This is a genomic window from Nocardia puris (genome assembly GCF_036051655.1).
Lineage (GTDB): Bacteria > Actinomycetota > Actinomycetes > Mycobacteriales > Mycobacteriaceae > Nocardia > Nocardia puris.
Genome location: NZ_CP107943.1, coordinates 2,723,264 through 2,741,867 on the forward strand (window position 1 = coordinate 2,723,264; position 18,604 = coordinate 2,741,867).

1 protein-coding gene (only partly in view) is annotated in these 18,604 nt (G+C 70.4%); it reads left to right on the forward strand.

Annotated features, from left to right (window positions below):
* Nucleotides 1-18,604 carry the 5' portion of a non-ribosomal peptide synthase/polyketide synthase gene (locus OHB21_RS12210; protein WP_195142369.1) on the forward strand. 18,389 nt of this gene lie beyond the right edge of the window, so the window shows 18,604 of its 36,993 coding nt (coding positions 1-18,604); the start codon lies at nucleotides 1-3; the stop codon falls past the right edge of the window.

Here is an 18,604-nt window from a genome sequence, read left to right on the forward strand (position 1 = left end):
TTGGACCGGCTGGATTTCGGCGGGAACGGCGAAGCTGGTGGCGAGTACTTCCCGCTGTCGCCCGCGCAGCTGGGCATCTGGTATGCCCAGCACGTCGATCCGCAGGTGCCGATCAATATCGCCCAGTACGTCGACCTCCGGGGTGACCTGGACGTCGACGTACTAGAGCGGGCCAGCCGCGCCGCCGCCCTGGAGATGGGCTCCGGCTTCCTGAAGGTCGTCGAACGCGACGGCGAACCGTGGCAGACCGTCGACCCGTCGCTGGACTCCACCCTCGAGTACGTGGACCTGCGCGGCGAGGCCGATCCGGCGGCCGCGGCCGCCGAGTGGATGCGCGCGGAGTACAGCCGCCCGCTCGACATCGTCGAGGACCGGTTGATCCGCGCCGCCGCGCTGCGCCTGGCCGACGACCACTGGTACTGGTATTCGCGCGCCCACCACATCGCCCTGGACGGCTTCGGCGCGATGACGTTCATGAACCGCATCGCCGAGCACTACACGGCCGCCGTCACCGGCACCGAGCCGAACCCGGCCAAGGCGACCGATCTGCGCACCCTCTACGAGCAGGAGATCGCCTACCGCGAGAGCTCCCGCTTCGAGACCGACAAGCGGCACTGGGCCGAGCGCGTCGCGGGCCTGGAGGAGGGCTCCAGCCTCGCGGGCCGCTCCGCGCCCCCCGCCCCGGTCAACGGCATCGCCAGCGCGGCGCTCTCCGAGGAGCAGGACGCGCTGCTCACCGCGGCCGTCGCGCGCCACGACAACTCGCCCGCGGGCCTGCTGATCGCCGCCTTCGCCGGCTACCTGGCGCAGCTGACGGGCGCCGAGGACGTGATCCTGAGCCTGCCGGTCACCGCGCGCACCACCGCCGCGATGCGCCGCTCCGGCGGCGTCACCTCGAACATCGTGCCGCTGCGGCTGCGGGTCTCGCCCGAGACGACGGTCGCCGACCTGCTCAAGTCGGTGCAGGTGGAGGTGTCGGGCGCGCTGCGCCACCAGCGCTACCGCCACGAGGACATTCGCCGCGACAGCGCGGGCGACGGCGTGGTCACCACGGAGTTCTTCGGCCCGTGGGTCAACATCATGCTGTTCCACAGCGAGATGACGCTGGGCCCGATGGTGGGCAGGCTCAACGTGCTGTCCACCGGCAGCATCGAGGACCTGGGCGTCAACTTCTACCAGTCGGCGGGCAACCACTCCCACATCGACTTCGAGACCAACCCGAACCTCTACACCGAGGCCGAGGCCCGCGCCCACCACGCGCGTTTCCTGGAGTTCTTCGACCGCTTCCTGGCCGCCGACGCCGAGGCGCGGGTGTGGGACCTGCCGGTCACCACCGAGACCGAACGCGAGCGGGCGCTCACCGAGTGGAACGACGCCGAGCACGACGTGCCGGTCACCACCCTCTCGGCCCTGCTGGACGCGCAGATCCCGCGCACCCCCGGCAACGTCGCCGTCGAGTTCGAGGGCGAGTCGTTCACCTACGCCGAGTTCGGCGCGCGGGTGAACCGGCTGGCCCGGTTCCTGATCGCCGACGGTGTGGGCCCCGAATCGCTGGTCGCGCTCGGTATGCGCCGGTCGCTGGAGCTGGTGATCGGCATGCACGCGGTGCTGAAGGCCGGCGGCGCGTACGTGCCGATCGACCCGGACCACCCGGCCGATCGCACCGCCTACATCCTCGACAGCGCCGACCCGGTGTGCGTGCTCACGGTGTCCGGCGACGAGCTGGAACTGCCCGAGTCGGTGCGCCGCGTCGAGATCGACACCCTCGACACCTCGGCATTCTCCGACGCGCCGGTTATCGACGCGGACCGTCGCGCGCCGCTGCGCCCGGACAACACCGCCTACGTCATCTACACCTCCGGATCGACCGGCCGCCCGAAGGGCGTGGCGGTCACCCACCACGCGATCGTCAACCAGCAGCTGTGGATGCTGGACGAGTACCGGATCACCGCCGACGACGTCTACCTGCAGAAGACGGCCACCACCTTCGACGTCTCGCTGTGGGGCTACTTCCTGCCGCTGATGGTGGGCGCGAAGCTGCTCGTCGCGACGCCCGACGGGCACCGCGATCCGCTGTACGTGGCGGACATGATCGAGAAGCACCGCGTGACCCTGACGGACTTCGTGCCGTCCATGCTCACCGTGTTCGTCGCGCACGCCACCGAGGCCCAATGTGCCACGCTGCGCGGGGTTTTCGTGATCGGTGAGGCGCTGCCGCCAGAGACCGCCGCGGGTTTCCGCGCGATCACCTCAGCCGGTCTGCACAACCTGTACGGCCCCACCGAGGCTGCCGTCTCGGTGACCTACTGGGAGGCCACCGCCGCCGACACGGTCACCGTGCCGATCGGCATCCCGGAGTGGAATGTCGAAGTCTACGTGCTGGATTCGCGGCTGCGTCCGGCCGCGATCGGCGCGCCGGGCGAGCTGTACCTGGGTGGGCGCCAGCTGGCGCGCGGGTACCGCGGCAGGCCGGATCTGACCTCGGATCGGTTCGTGGCCAACCCGTTCGGCACGAACGGCGAACGCATGTACCGCACCGGCGACCTGGTGCGCTGGAATCCGGCGGGCACGCTGGAATACATCGGCCGCACCGACTTCCAGGTGAAGTTCCGCGGCCAGCGCATCGAGCTGGGCGAGATCGAGGCGGTCACGCTGGCCCATCCGGCGGTCAGCCAGTCGGCGGTCCTGGTGGTCGACACCGCGACCGGTCAGCAGCTGGTGGCCTACGTGGTGCCCGTGCCCGGCCAGTCCATCGACCCGGTCGAGCTCACAAGGTTCGCGAGCGATCAGCTACCGAGCTACATGGTGCCCGCCTCGGTGATGGTGCTGGACGCGTTCCCGCTCAACACCTCCGGCAAGCTGGATCGAAAGGCGTTGCCGGAGCCGGTGTTCGCCGCCGAGGGCGGCTACCGCGCACCGCGCACGCACGCCGAGGAGATCGTCGCGGGCATCTTCGCCGACGTGCTCTCCCAGGAGCGCATCGGCATCGACGACAACTTCTTCGACCTCGGCGGCAACTCGCTGGTCGCGACCCAGGTGGTGTCGCGGGTGGGTGCGGCGTTCGGCACCCGCATCGGGGTGCGCGCGCTGTTCGAGACCCCGACCGTGGCCGGGCTGGCCGCGCGCGCGGAGTCGGCGAGCCCGGCCGAGGCGGCGCGGCCGCCGCTGGTCGCCCAGCAGCTGCCCGCCCGGGTGCCGCTGTCGCTGGCGCAGCAGCGCATGTGGTTCATCAACCAATTCGACCCCACCGCACCGACTTACAACCTGCCCTTCGTGGTGCGGTTGCGCGGCCACGCCGATATCGGCGCGCTGAAGGCGGCGCTGAACGACGTGATGGCGCGCCAGGAATCGCTGCGCACCGTCTTCCCGGAATCCGGCGACGGCGGCTACCAGCAGGTGGTCCCCGACGACGAGGTGAACCTCGCGATCTCGGTGCAGTCCATCGATGAGGCCGAATTGCCCGGTGTGCTCACCGAATTCGCCTCCACCGGCTTCGACGTGGCGCGCGAGCTGCCGATCCGGGTCCGCATCTACCAGGTGACCGGCGGCTCCAGCAACGGCACGCCCGATCACGCGGTCGCCTTCGTGGTGCACCACATCGCCGCCGACGGTTTCTCCTTCGGCCCGCTCTCCCGCGACGTCGCCACCGCCTACCTGGCGCGCGCGGCGGGCACCGAGCCCGAATGGCCGCCGCTGCCGGTGCAGTACCAGGACTACAGCGTCTGGCAGCGCGAGTTGCTGGGCTCGGAGGCAGATCCGGGGTCGATGGCGGCCCGCCAGATCTCCTACTGGCGCCGCCAGCTGGCCGGCCTGCCCGATCAGCTGGAGCTGCCCACCGATCGCCCGCGTCCGCCGGTGCAGAGTTTCCGCGGCGGCACGGTGCATTTCACGATCGACGCCGACCTGCACAAGGCCCTGGCCGCGCTGGCCCGCGCCGAGGGCGTGAGCCTGTTCATGGTCGTGCACGCCTCGCTGGCCGTGCTGCTGGCGCGCCTGTCCGGCACCCAGGACATCGCCGTCGGCACACCCATCGCGGGCCGCGGTGAGCAGGCGCTCGACGACCTGATCGGCATGTTCGTCAACACCCTGGTGCTGCGCTCGCAGGTGGACGGCGGCCGCTTGTTCCGCGAATTCCTCGGCCACACCAGGGAAACCGACCTCGCGGCGTTCGCGTACGCGGACGTGCCGTTCGAGCGACTGGTCGAGGTGCTGAACCCGACCCGCTCGCAGGCGCGCCACCCGCTGTTCCAGGTGATGCTGTCGTTCCAAGAGATGTCGCACGCGGCGCTGGAACTGCCCGGCCTCTCGGTCACCGCCACCGAGCTCGAGGTCGACATCGCCAAGTTCGACCTGCAGTGGACGATCACCGAGGAACGCGGCAATCACGGTGAGCTGCAAGGCATGTCGGCCGCCGTGCAGTTCGCGACCGACCTGTTCGACGAGGAGACGGTGGTCTCCTTCACCAAGCGGTTCGTGCGCGTGCTGCGCAGCGTGACCGCCGATCCCGGTGTCGCCGTGGGCGATATCCACGTGCTGGACGCCGACGAGCTGACCGATCTGCTCGACCGCACGGGTGCGCCGGTGGTGCCGTCGCGGACGCTGCCGGAGCTGTTGGGTGAGGCGGCGGCGATTGATCCGCAGGCGGCTGCTGTGGTGTTCGAGGGGGCAACTCTGTCTTATGCGGAGTTGGATGAGCGTTCGAATCGGTTGGCGCGTTTGCTGATCGCCGAGGGCATCGGTCCCGAGGATCTGGTCGCGGTGGGTGTGCCGCGGTCGGAGGATTCGGTGTTCGCGGCGTGGGCGGTGTCGAAGACCGGTGCGGCGTTCGTGCCGGTGGATCCGAACTATCCGGTCGAGCGCATCGCGCACATGGTGACCGATTCCGGGTCGCCGGTGGGCATCACCGTGGCTTCGGTGCGGGAGGGTTTGCCGGAGTCGGCGCGGTGGTTGGTGTTCGAGGATTTGGATCTGGACGCCTTCGAGGGTGGTCCGATCACGGATGCGGATCGGGTGCGGCCGGTGCGTCCGGAGCATCCGGCGTATGTGATTTACACGTCGGGTTCGACGGGTGTGCCCAAGGGTGTCGTGGTCACCCATGCGGGTTTGGCGAACTTCAGTCGGGAGCAGGTCGAGCGGTACGGTCTCGATTCCGATTCGCGCGCACTGCATTTCGCGTCGCCGAGCTTCGACGCGTCGGTTCTGGAGTTGTTGCTCGCGGTGGGTGCGGGTGGCGCGTTGGTTGTGGTGCCGCCGGGTGTGTACGGCGGTGAGGAACTGTCCGAGCTGATTCGCAGTGAGCGGGTCACGCACGCGTTCATCACTCCGGCGGCGTTGGCGACGTTCGATCCGAGTGGGTTGGACAGTCTGCGGGTGTTGGTCGCCGGTGGTGAGGCGTGCCCGCCGGAGTTGGTGGCGAAGTGGGCTGTGCCGCTGGGTGATTCCGGTGAGCTTCGTGCGTTCCACAATGGTTACGGTCCGACCGAGACGACGATCATGACCAATATCAGTGATCCGCTGGTGGTTGGTGAGACGGTCACGATCGGTGGCCCGATTCGGGGTATGCGGTCGCTGATTCTGGATTCGCGGCTCAGGCCGGTTCCGGTGGGTGTCGCGGGTGAGCTGTACCTGTCGGGCATCCAGTTGGCCCGTGGCTATCACGCGCGCCCGGGACTCACCGCTGAGCGGTTTGTGGCGAACCCGTATGCCGATGGTGAGCGGATGTACCGCACCGGTGACGTGGTCCGCTGGACCCGTACCGGTGAGGTCGAGTATGTCGGCCGTTCGGACTTCCAGGTCAAGGTTCGTGGTTTCCGTATCGAACTCGGTGAGATCGACGCGGCCCTGGCTTCGCACGAGACGGTCGATTTCGCGGTCACCGTCGGCCACAAGAACGCCGTCGGCGCGGTCTCGCTGGTGTCGTATGTCGTTGCGGCGTCGGGTAATTCGATCGACGTCGCGGCGCTGACCGCGCATGTGGAGGATCGTCTCCCGGCGTATATGGTGCCGTCGGCGATCATGGTGATCGATCGGGTCCCGCTGACCCCGGTCGGCAAGCTCGACCGAAAAGCCCTCCCCACTCCTGTTTTCGAGGTGCGTGAGTTCCGCGCCCCCGCGACCCCGATCGAGGAGATCGTCGCCCAGGTCTTCGCCGACGTCCTCGACCTGCCCCGGGTCGGCGTGGACGACGACTTCTTCGACCTCGGCGGCAACTCGCTCATCGCCACCCAGGTCGCCTCCCGCGTGGGCATCGCGCTGGACACCCGCGTCCCCGTGCGGACGGTCTTCGAGGCGCCCACCGTGGCCGCGCTCGCCGCCCGCGTCGAGACCCAGGCCGGTGACGGCGCGCGCAAGGCGCTCGTCGCGCGCGAACGTCCCGACGAGGTGCCGCTCTCGCTCGCCCAGCAGCGCATGTGGTTCCTCAACCGCTTCGACACCTCCTCGGCGGTCAATAACATCCCGGTCGCCATCCGCCTCTCCGGCGAACTGGACGTGGCCGCGCTGCAGGTCGCCGTCATCGACGTGATCGACCGGCACGAGTCGCTGCGCACCGTGTTCCCCGAGACCGGTCGCGGTCCCGTGCAGGTGGTGCTGGACGCGGCGCAGATCGTGCCCGACCTCACCCCCTACCGGGTCACCGAGGACACCCTGCTCGACCACCTGATCGACCTGGCCTCCATGGCTTTCGACGTGACCAGCGAAGTGCCGCTGCACGCGCGCCTGTTCGAGATCAGCGAGACCGAGTTCGTGCTCGGCATGGTGGTGCACCACATCTCCGCCGACGGCTGGTCCATGGGCCCGCTGGCGCGCGACGTGATCGTCGCCTATGCCGCGCGCACCACCTGGGAAGCGCCCATCTGGTCCGAATTGCCGGTCCAGTACGCCGATTACGCGCTGTGGCAGCGCGAGGTGCTCGGCTCCGAGGACGATCCGCGCTCGCTCATCTCGAGCCAGATCCGGTACTGGACCAAGGAACTGGCCGACCTCCCCGACGAGCTGGTGCTGCCGTGGGACCGGCCGCGCCCGCCCGTCGCCTCCTACCGGGGCGGCACGTACGCGTTCGTCATCTCCGGCGAAACCCAGCGTGCCCTCATCGAATTGGGCCGCCGCTACAACGCCTCGCTGTTCATGGTGATGCACAGCGCGCTGGCGGTGCTGCTCGCGCGCGCCAGCGGCACCTCCGACATCGCCATCGGCACCCCGGTCGCCGGGCGCGGTGAGGCCGCCCTCGACGACCTGATCGGCATGTTCGTCAACACCCTGGTGCTGCGGTCCGAGGTGGACGGCGCCCGCAGCTTCGCCGAGCTGCTGGACCGCGCCAGGGAGACCGACCTGCAGGCGTTCGCGCACTCCGACGTGCCGTTCGAGCGCCTGGTGGAGGTGCTCAACCCGGCGCGCTCGCAGGCGCGCCACCCGCTGTTCCAGGTGATGCTGTCGTTCCAGAACACCAAGCAGGCCACGCTGCGCCTGCCGGGCCTGGACGTCGACGGCATCGACTACGACGCCAAACTCGCCAAGTTCGACCTCCAGCTCACGCTGCGCGACACCCAGGACAGCATGGGCGAGGCCGCGGGCATGTCGGCCGAATTCTCCTACGCGCTGGACCTTTTCGACGAGCCGACGGTGGCGGCGTTCGCGCGCCGCCTGGACCGCATCCTCGCGGCGGTCATCGCCGATCCGGATGTGCCGCTGGGCGATATCGACCTGCTCGCGCCCGAAGAGCACGCGCAGGTGCTGGTGGACTGGAACGACACCGCGCACGCGGTGCCGCCGGCGACCCTGGTGTCGCTGTTCGAGGCGCAGGTGGCGGCCACGCCCGACGCGGTCGCGCTGGTGTACGGGGCGGAGGAGCTGACCTACCGCGAGCTGCGGGAGCGGTCGGCGCAGATCGCGCGCGAACTGATCGCCGCGGGTGTTGGCCCGGAATCGTTGGTGGCGTTGGCGATCCGCCGGTCCACCGAGCTCGTGGTGGCCATGTACGCGGTGCTGCAGGCCGGTGGCGCGTACGTGCCGCTGGACCCGGATCAGCCCGTCGACCGCATCGGCCATATCGTGGCGACGGCGCGGCCGAGCCTGGTGCTGACCACGCGCCGTGACGATTTCACGACCGAGGGCGTCGAGTCGCTGTTCGTGGAGGACCTGCCCGCGTCGGCGGAGGCGGACGGCTCCCCGGTCACCGACGCCGAGCGGGTGCGCCCGCTGCGCCCGGGCAACACCGCGTACGTGATCTTCACGTCGGGTTCGACGGGTCGCCCGAAGGGTGTGGCGGTGTCGCACTCGGCGATCGTGAATCGTTTGCTGTGGATGCAGGATTCGTATCCGCTGGGCGCGGATGATGTGGTCTTGCAGAAGACTCCGGCGACGTTCGACGTGTCGGTGTGGGAGTTCTTCTGGCCCTTGCAGACCGGTGCCAAGCTGGTCGTCGCGAAGCCGGACGGCCACCGCGATCCTGTCTACCTCGCGCAGGTGATCGCCGAACACGGTGTGACGACCGCGCATTTCGTGCCGTCGATGCTGTCGGTGTTCGTCTCCACCCTCGGCAACGGCAACGGTGATTCGGCGGCGGCCGCGCCGCGCCTGCGCCAGGTGTTCGCCTCCGGCGAGGCCCTGCCCGCGCCGACCGCGCAGCGACTGCGCGAACTGACCGGCGCGCGTCTGCACAACCTGTACGGACCCACCGAGGCCGCGGTCGACGTGACGTATCACGAGGTCGTGGACGCCGACGAGGTGTCGGTGCCGATCGGGCGTCCGGTGTGGAACACGCGGGTGTTCGTGCTGGATTCGCGTCTGCACCCGGTGCCGGTGGGCGTCGCGGGTGAGCTGTACCTGGCGGGCGATCAGCTCGCCCTCGGCTACCTCGAGCGCACGGACCTGACGGCGGATCGCTTCGTCGCGAATCCCTACGGTGCGGCGGGTTCCCGGATGTACCGCACCGGTGACCTGGTCACCTGGACCGCCGACGGCGAGCTGGAGTACTTGGGGCGCACGGACTTCCAGGTGAAGTTGCGTGGTCTGCGGATCGAGCTGGGCGAGATCGAGGCGGCGTTGCTGGCGCAGCCGGGTGTCGCGCAGTCGGTGGTCGTGGTGCGTTCGGACGCGCACGCCGGTGACCAGCTGGTGGGCTACCTGGTGGCCGAACCCGAGGCCACCCTCGACGTCTCGGCGGTCAAGAGCGGCGTCGCCGCCACGCTGCCGGGGTACATGGTGCCCGCCGCGCTGGTGGTGCTCGATGCGTTCCCGGTGAACGCCAGCGGCAAGCTGGACCGCAAGGCGCTGCCGTCGCCGGTGTTCGAGGCGAAGGCGTTCCGCGCGCCCTCGACCCCGATCGAGGAGATCGTGGCCGAGATCTTCGCCGATCTGCTCGGGGTGACCCGGGTGGGCGTGGACGACGACTTCTTCGAGCTCGGCGGCAACTCCCTGGTCGCCACCCAGGTCGCCGCGCGCCTGGGCAAGGCGCTCGACGCCGAGGTCGGCGTGCGCACCCTGTTCGAGGCGCCCACCGTCGGCGCCCTGGCCGCGCGTGTCGAATCGCACGCGGGAACCGGTGTGCGCCAAGCGCTCACGGCCGTCGCCCGCCCCGAACATCCGCCGTTGTCGCTCGCGCAGCAGCGCATGTGGTTCCTCAACCGCTTCGACGCCGACACCGCCGCGGCCGCCGGTACCTACAACATCCCGGCCGTGGTCCGGTTGCAGGGCCTGCTCGACCTGGTCGCGCTGCGCGGCGCCGTCGCCGACGTGATCGCGCGGCACGAATCGCTGCGCACCGTCTACCCCTCGCACGAGGGCACCCCCTACCAGCGAGTGCTGCCGTCCACGCGGGCCATCCCGGAGCTGGAGATCGCCGAGGTCGACGAGGGCGAATTGCCCGGCGCGCTCTACGGATTCGTCACCGAGGGCTTCGACGTGACCGCCGAGCCGCCGGTGCGGCTGCGCGTCTACGAACTCGGCGAACGCGATTTCGTGCTCGCCCTGGTGGTGCACCACATCGCCGCCGACGGCTTCTCGCTGCGCCCGCTGGTGCGCGACCTGATGACCGCCTACGTGGCGCGCACCTCGAATTCCGAGCCCGGCTGGCCGCCGCTGGCCGTGCAGTACGCCGACTACGCGCTGTGGCAGCGCGAAACCCTCGGCGACGAGGACGATCCCACCTCGCTCATCTCCGAGCAGCTCGACTACTGGCGCACCGCGCTGGCCGACCTGCCCGACGAGCTGCGCCTGCCCGGCAAGCCGCGCCCCACCGTGGCCTCCTACCGGGCGGGCACGCACCGGTTCGCGGTGCCCGGCGAGCTGATCGACGACCTCAACCGGGTGGCGCACGAGCACGGCACCACGCTGTTCATGGTGGTGCACAGCGCGTTCGCGACGCTGCTGTCGCGCCTGAGCGGCGCCGACGACATCGCCATCGGCATCCCCGTCGCGGGCCGCGGTGAGCAGGCCCTCGACGATCTGGTCGGCATGTTCGTCAACACCCTGGTGCTGCGCACCGGCGTGTACACCGCCGAACCGTTCACCGACCTGCTCGCGCAGGTCCGCGAGCGCGACCTGCAGGCGTTCGCGCACGCCGACGTGCCGTTCGAGCGCCTGGTGGAGGTGCTCAACCCGGCGCGTTCGCAGGCGCGCCACCCGCTGTTCCAGGTGATGCTCTCGTTCCAGAACCTCGGCCGCACCTCGCTGGAGCTGCCCGGCCTGACGGTCTCGGAGCTGGAGGTCGACCAGGCCACCGCCAAGTTCGACCTGCAGCTCACGCTGAGCGAGGTGCCGGGCGGCGAGTCCGAGATGGACGCCGAGATCGTCTACGCCACCGATCTTTTCGACGCCGGCTTCGCCGACACGTTCGCGGCGCGCTTCCTGCGCGTGCTGCGCGGCGTCGCGGCCGACCCGTCGGTCGCGGTGGGTGACATCGACCTGCTCGACGACGCCGAGCGCGCGCTGGTGCTGCGCCAGTGGAACGACACCGAGTTCGCCGTCGACGCCGCGCTCACCTCCCCGGTGGGCGACGACGCCGCGACCCTGGTGGCGCTGTTCGAGGCGCAGGTCGCGCGCACCCCCGACGCGGTCGCGCTCACTTTCGAGGGGACAAGTCTCACTTACGCCGAGTTCGCCGACCGGGTGCATCGCCTGGCGCGGTGGCTCAAGCAGAACGGCGTGGGCCCGGAATCCTATGTGGCGCTGGGCATGCGGCGTTCGCTGGATCTGCTCGCGGGCATGTACGCCGTCACCGCGGCCGGCGGCGCGTACGTGCCGCTGGACCCGGACAACCCGGCCGAGCGCATCGAGCACATCCTCGACACCGCCCGCCCGGTGTGCGTGCTCACCTCGGGTGCGGACCTGGACGTGGCGCTGGCCCGTCAGGTGCGCATCGACGAGCTCGATCTCTCCGGCTTCTCCGGCGAACCGCTCACCGACGCCGACCGCCACCGTCCGCTGCGCACCGGCAACACCGCGTACGTGATCTTCACCTCCGGCTCGACGGGCCGCCCCAAGGGCGTGGCCGTCTCGCACGCGGCCATCCTCAACCGCCTGGTGTGGGGCCACGCCCAGTACGGCCTGGCCGCCGACGACGTGGTGTTGCAGAAGACGCCCGCCACGTTCGACGTGTCGGTGTGGGAGTTCTTCTGGCCCTTGCAGGTCGGCGCGCGCCTGGTGATCGCCAAGCCCGACGGGCACCGCGATCCCGCCTACCTCGCGCAGCTGATCATCGAGGAGCGGATCACCACGGCGCACTTCGTGCCGTCGATGATGTCGCTGTTCGTGGTCGAGCCGCGCGCGGCCGAATGCACCGGCCTGCGCAACGTTTTCGCCTCCGGCGAGGGCCTGCCCGCCGTCACCGCGCAGAAGCTGCGCGAGCTGACCGGCGCGCGCCTGCACAACCTGTACGGCCCCACCGAGGCCGGCGTCGAGGTGACCTTCCACGAGGTGACCGACGCCGACACCGTCACCGTGCCGATCGGCGCGCCGGTGTTCAACACCCAGGTGTACGTGCTGGATTCGCGCCTGCGGCCGGTGCCGGTGGGTGTGCCGGGCGAGCTGTACCTGGCCGGCGCGCAGCTGGCCTACGGCTACGTGACGCGCCCCGACCTGACCACCGAGCGGTTCGTGGCCGATCCGTTCGGCCACGGCGTGCGGATGTACCGCACCGGTGACCTGGTGGCCTGGACCCCGGCGGGTGAGCTGGAGTACTTGGGCCGCACCGACTTCCAGGTGAAGCTGCGCGGCCTGCGCATCGAGCTGGGCGAGATCGAGGGCGCGCTCACCGCGCTGCCCGGGGTGTCGCAGTCGGTCGTGGTGGTGCGCACCGACGAGCACACCGGCGATCAGCTGGTCGGCTACCTGATCGCGCAGCGCGGCGCGGCGCTGGACGTGGCCGCGGTGAAGTCCGCGCTCGCCGAGCAGCTGCCCGCCTACATGGTGCCCGCGGCGTTCGTGGTGCTGGACGCGTTCCCGCTCAACACCTCCGGCAAGCTGGACCGAAAGGCGTTGCCGGAGCCCGTGTTCGAGGCCAAGGCCTTCCAGGCGCCGGTCACGCCGGTGCAGCAGATCGTGGCGAGCACGTTCGCCGACGTGCTCGGCCTGGAGCGGGTCGGCCTGGACGACGACTTCTTCGGCCTCGGCGGCAACTCGCTGGTCGCCACCCAGGTCGCGGCCCGCCTCGGCGATGCGCTGGACACCCAGATCCCGCTGCGCACGCTGTTCGAGGCGTCCACCGTCGCGGCGCTGGCCGCCAAGGTGGAGTCGGCCACCGGGCAGGGCGGGCGCGCCCCGCTCGCGCCGCGTCCGCGCCCGGAGCTGGTGCCGCTCTCGCTCGCCCAGCAGCGCATGTGGTTCCTGAACCGCTTCGACAGCCGCACCGCCGTGAACAACATCCCGGTCGCCGTGCGCCTGTCCGGCCGTCTCGACGCCGCGGCCCTGCAGGCCGCGGTGCGCGACGTGCTGGCCCGGCACGAGTCGCTGCGCACCATCTACCCGGAGGTGGAGGGCGAGGGCTACCAGCGCGTGCTCTCCGTCGACGAGGTGAGCTTCGACCTCGAGACCGAATGGGTGCCCGGCGCCGAACTGCCCTCGCGCATCGTGGAACTCGCCAGCACGCATTTCGATGTGACGACCGAGATCCCCTACCGCGCCACGCTGCTCACCACCGACGAGCCCAGGGGGACGGCAGTCGGCGGAGCCGACGGGGTGGGTAAGCAGAGCCATGTGCTCGTTCTGGTGATGCACCACATCGGCGCGGACGGCTTCTCGCTGCGCCCGCTGCTGCGCGACGTGGTGGTGGCCTACACCGAGCGCGTCGCGGGCGAGGCGCCCACCTGGGCGCCGCTGGCCGTGCAGTACGCCGACTACGCGCTGTGGCAGCGCGAGGTGCTGGGCGACGAAGCCGATCCCGAGTCGGTCGCGGCGCGGCAGATCGCCTACTGGACCGAGCAATTGCGCGATCTGCCCGACCAGATCGAGCTGCCCGCCGACCGGCCGCGCCCCGAGGTGGCGTCGAACGCCGGTGGCCTGCACCACTTCTCGGTGGACGCCGACCTGCACCGGGCGCTGGCCGATGTGGCGCGCGCGCACGGCGTCACCCTGTTCATGGTCGTGCACGCGGCGCTGGCCACCTGGGCGGCGCGGCTGTCCAACAGCGCCGACGTCGCGATCGGCACCCCGATCGCGGGCCGCGGCGAACGCGCGCTCGACGATCTGGTCGGCATGTTCGTCAACACCCTGGTGCTGCGCAACGAGATCGACCTCGGCGGCCGCTTCGCCGATCTGCTCGAGCAGGTGCGCCGCACCGACCTGGCGGCCTTCGCCCACGCCGACGTGCCGTTCGAGCGGCTGGTCGACGTGCTCAGCCCCGCGCGTTCGCAGGCGCACCACCCGCTGTTCCAGGTGGCGCTCACCTTCGAGGCGGCCTCCGCCTCGGACACGGGCGCGGTGTCGCTGCCCGGCCTGGAGCTCGACGTGGTCGAATTCGACGCGGGCACCGCGAAGTTCGACGTGCAGCTGACCGTGGGCGAGGCGCGCGACGGCGGCCTGGCCCTGTCCTGGAACTACGCCACCGAACTGTTCGATCCGGAGACGGTGGCCGCGTTCGCCGACCGCCTGGTGCGCATCCTGCGCCGGGTGGCCGAGGACCCGGCCGTGATCGTCGGCGATATCGACCTGCTGGGCGAGGCCGAGCGCCTGGACGTCTCGGACCGCTGGGTGTCCTCGGGCCTCGAGGACGGCGGCGGGCGCTTCGCCGACCCGAGTTTGACCCTGGTGGACCTGTTCGATCAGATGGTGGCAGCCCACCCGCAGCGCGTCGCGGCGCGCTTCGGCGGCGACTCGCTCACCTACGCGGAGCTGGACCGGCGCGCGAATGTGCTGGCGCGCAGGCTGATCGCCGAGGGCGCGGGCCCGGAGTCGCTGGTCGCGGTGATCCTGCCGCGCTCGCTGGACCTGGTCGTGGCGCTGCTGGCCGTGGTGAAGTCGGGCGCGGGCTACGTGCCGGTGGACCCGACCTACCCGGCGGACCGCATCGCCTACGTGCTCTCGGATTCGCGGCCCACCAGCGTGATCGTGGACTCGACCGTCGAGGTGCCGGTGCCCGCCGGGCTGCCCACCGTGGTGGTCGACGGATTCGCCGTCGAGACGGGCAATGTCGAGGACGCCGACGACGCGCCGGTCACCGACGCCGACCGCCGCGCCGCCCTCACCCCGGGCAACGTCGCCTACGTGATCTACACGTCGGGCTCGACGGGCCGCCCGAAGGGCGTGGCGGTGGCGCACCGGAATGTGGTGCGACTCTTCGCGAATACCGATCGGGACTTCGGTTTCGGCGCCGACGACGTGTGGACGCTGTTCCACTCGTACGCGTTCGACTTCTCGGTGTGGGAGCTGTGGGGCCCGCTGCTGTTCGGCGGCTCGGTGGTCGTGGTGGACTACTACACCTCGCGCTCGCCCGAGCAGTTCCTGGAACTGCTGCGCGATGAGAAGGTGACCGTCCTCAACCAAACCCCCTCGGCCTTCTACCAATTGGCCGAGGCCGACCGCAACGCGGCCGTGGGCGCGGCCCCGCTCGCGCTGCGGTACGTGGTGTTCGGCGGCGAGGCGCTCGAACTGCGCCGCCTCTCGGATTGGGTCGCCCGGCACGGCGACGGTGTGACCGGCGGGTCCGCAGGCGCCGCACCGGTGCTGGTGAACATGTACGGCATCACCGAGACCACCGTGCACGTGTCCTACCGCGCGCTGGACGCGGCGACCATCGAGGCCGCCTCCGGCAGCATCGTCGGTCGCGCCATCGCGGGCCTGCGGGTCTACGTGCTGGACGACCGGCTGCAGCCGGTGCCGGTGGGTGTCGCGGGTGAAATGTATGTCGCGGGAACGCAATTGGCGCGCGGCTACCTCGGCCGCCCCGACCTCACCACCGCGCGCTTCGTCGCCAACCCGCTCGGCGAGCCCGGTTCGCGCCTCTACCGATCCGGCGACCTGGCCCGGTGGAACCGCTTCGGCGAACTCGAATACCTGGGCCGCGCCGACGATCAGGTGAAGGTGCGCGGTTTCCGCATCGAACTCGGCGAGATCGAGGCCGCCGTGCTGGCGCAGCCGGGCATCGCGCAGGCCGCGGTGATCGTGCGCGAGGACCAGCCCGGCGATCAGCGGATCGTCGCCTACGTGGTGTCCGAGCCCGGCGTCACCCCGGATCTGGACGCGGTGCGCTCCGGCGCGGCCGAGCGGCTGCCGTCCTACATGGTGCCCGCGGCGCTGGTGCGCCTGGAATGGATCCCGCTCACCGTCAACGGCAAGCTGGACCGCCGGGCGCTGCCCGCACCGGCGGTGCAGGCCAAGGCATTCCGCGCGCCGGTCACCCCCGTCGAGGAGACGGTGGCGGCGGTCTTCGCCGAGGTGCTCGACCTGCCCCGGGTCGGCGTGGACGACGACTTCTTCGATCTCGGCGGCAACTCGCTGATCGCCACCCGGGTGGTGTCGCGCATCGGCGCGGCGCTCGGCACCAGCGTGCCGGTGCGCGTGCTGTTCGAGGCGTCCACCGTGGCAGCCCTTGCCGCGCGGGTGGAATCGCACGCCGACGGCCCGGCCCGCGCGCGCCTGGTCGCGCGCAGGCGCGCCGCCGACGAACTGGTGCCGCTGTCGTTCGCGCAGCAGCGCATGTGGTTCCTCAACAAGTACGACACCGCCTCGGCGGCCTACAACCTGCCCATCGCGCTGCGCCTCACCGGTGCGCTCGACGTGGAGGCGCTGCGCCTGGCCGTCGCCGACGTGGTGCGCAGGCACGAATCGCTGCGCACCCGCTACCCCGAGCACGGCGGCACTCCGGTGCAGGTGATCGTGCCCGCCGAGCAGATCGCGCTCGACCTGCACCCGGTCCCCGTCGAACAGTCCGGTCTCGCGGCCGCCGTCGCCGAGTTCGTCGGCACGGGATTCGATGTGGCCGAACAGGTTCCGCTGCGCACCCGGCTGTTCGCGGCGGGCCCCGACGAGCACGTGCTCGTCGTCGTGGTGCACCACATCGCGGCCGACGGTTTCTCCATGGGCCCGCTCACCCGCGACGTGATGGTGGCCTACACCGCCCGCACCCAGGACAGCGCGCCCGGCTGGGCCCCGCTGCCCGTGCAGTACGCCGATTTCGCCGTCTGGCAGCGCGAGGTGCTGGGCAGCGAGGACGATCCGGCATCGCTGCTGGCCCGCCAGGTCGAGTACTGGCAGCGTGCCCTCGACGGCGTGCCGGACGAACTGACCCTGCCCACCGACCGGCCGCGCCCGGCCATCGCCTCGCACCGCGGCGCGACCGTGCGCCACGAACTGCCCGCCGATCTGATCGCGGCGCTGGACGAGATCGCCCGCCGCCAGGGCGCCTCGCTGTTCATGGTCATGCACGGCGCGCTCACCGTGCTGCTGGCCCGCCTGTCCGGCGCCGACGACATCGCCGTCGGCACGCCCATCGCGGGCCGCGGCGAGGCCGCGCTGGACGATCTGGTCGGCATGTTCGTCAACACCTTGGTGCTGCGCACCGGAATCGATAACGCCGAGCCGTTCACCGATCTGCTGGAGCGGGTCCGCCGCACCGACCTGGACGCCTACGGCAACGCCGACGTGCCGTTCGAGCGGCTGGTGGACCTGCTGGCGCCCGAGCGCTCGCAGTCGCGCAACCCGCTGTTCCAGGTGATGCTCGCCTTCCAGAACCTGGAGCGCGCGTCGCTGGAGCTGCCCGGCCTCACGGTGGCGGCGCTGGACCTGGACGAGAACGTCGCCCGCTTCGACCTGCAGTTCACCCTGTCGGAGAACGACGAGTCGGGTATGACCCTGGCCCTGACCTACGCCACGGAGCTGTTCGACGCCTCCACCGCCGAGGACATCGTGCGCCGCTGGGCGCGCGTGCTGGACGCGATCGCCACCGATCCGTCGGTGCCGGTGGGTGCGGTCGACGTGCTGGACGCCGACGAGCTGACCGATCTGCTCGACCGCACGGGTGCGCCGGTGGTGCCGTCGCGGACGCTGCCGGAGCTGTTGGGTGAGGCGGCGGCGATTGATCCGCAGGCGGCTGCTGTGGTGTTCGAGGGGGCAACTCTGTCTTATGCGGAGTTGGATGAGCGTTCGAATCGGTTGGCGCGTTTGCTGATCGCCGAGGGCATCGGTCCCGAGGATCTGGTCGCGGTGGGTGTGCCGCGGTCGGAGGATTCGGTGTTCGCGGCGTGGGCGGTGTCGAAGACCGGTGCGGCGTTCGTGCCGGTGGATCCGAACTATCCGGTCGAGCGCATCGCGCACATGGTGACCGATTCCGGGTCGCCGGTGGGCATCACCGTGGCTTCGGTGCGGGAGGGTTTGCCGGAGTCGGCGCGGTGGTTGGTGTTCGAGGATTTGGATCTGGACGCCTTCGAGGGTGGTCCGATCACGGATGCGGATCGGGTGCGGCCGGTGCGTCCGGAGCATCCGGCGTATGTGATTTACACGTCGGGTTCGACGGGTGTGCCCAAGGGTGTCGTGGTCACCCATGCGGGTTTGGCGAACTTCAGTCGGGAGCAGGTCGAGCGGTACGGTCTCGATTCCGATTCGCGCGCACTGCATTTCGCGTCGCCGAGCTTCGACGCGTCGGTTCTGGAGTTGTTGCTCGCGGTGGGTGCGGGTGGCGCGTTGGTTGTGGTGCCGCCGGGTGTGTACGGCGGTGAGGAACTGTCCGAGCTGATTCGCAGTGAGCGGGTCACGCACGCGTTCATCACTCCGGCGGCGTTGGCGACGTTCGATCCGAGTGGGTTGGACAGTCTGCGGGTGTTGGTCGCCGGTGGTGAGGCGTGCCCGCCGGAGTTGGTGGCGAAGTGGGCTGTGCCGCTGGGTGATTCCGGTGAGCTTCGTGCGTTCCACAATGGTTACGGTCCGACCGAGACGACGATCATGACCAATATCAGTGATCCGCTGGTGGTTGGTGAGACGGTCACGATCGGTGGCCCGATTCGGGGTATGCGGTCGCTGATTCTGGATTCGCGGCTCAGGCCGGTTCCGGTGGGTGTCGCGGGTGAGCTGTACCTGTCGGGCATCCAGTTGGCCCGTGGCTATCACGCGCGCCCGGGACTCACCGCTGAGCGGTTTGTGGCGAACCCGTATGCCGATGGTGAGCGGATGTACCGCA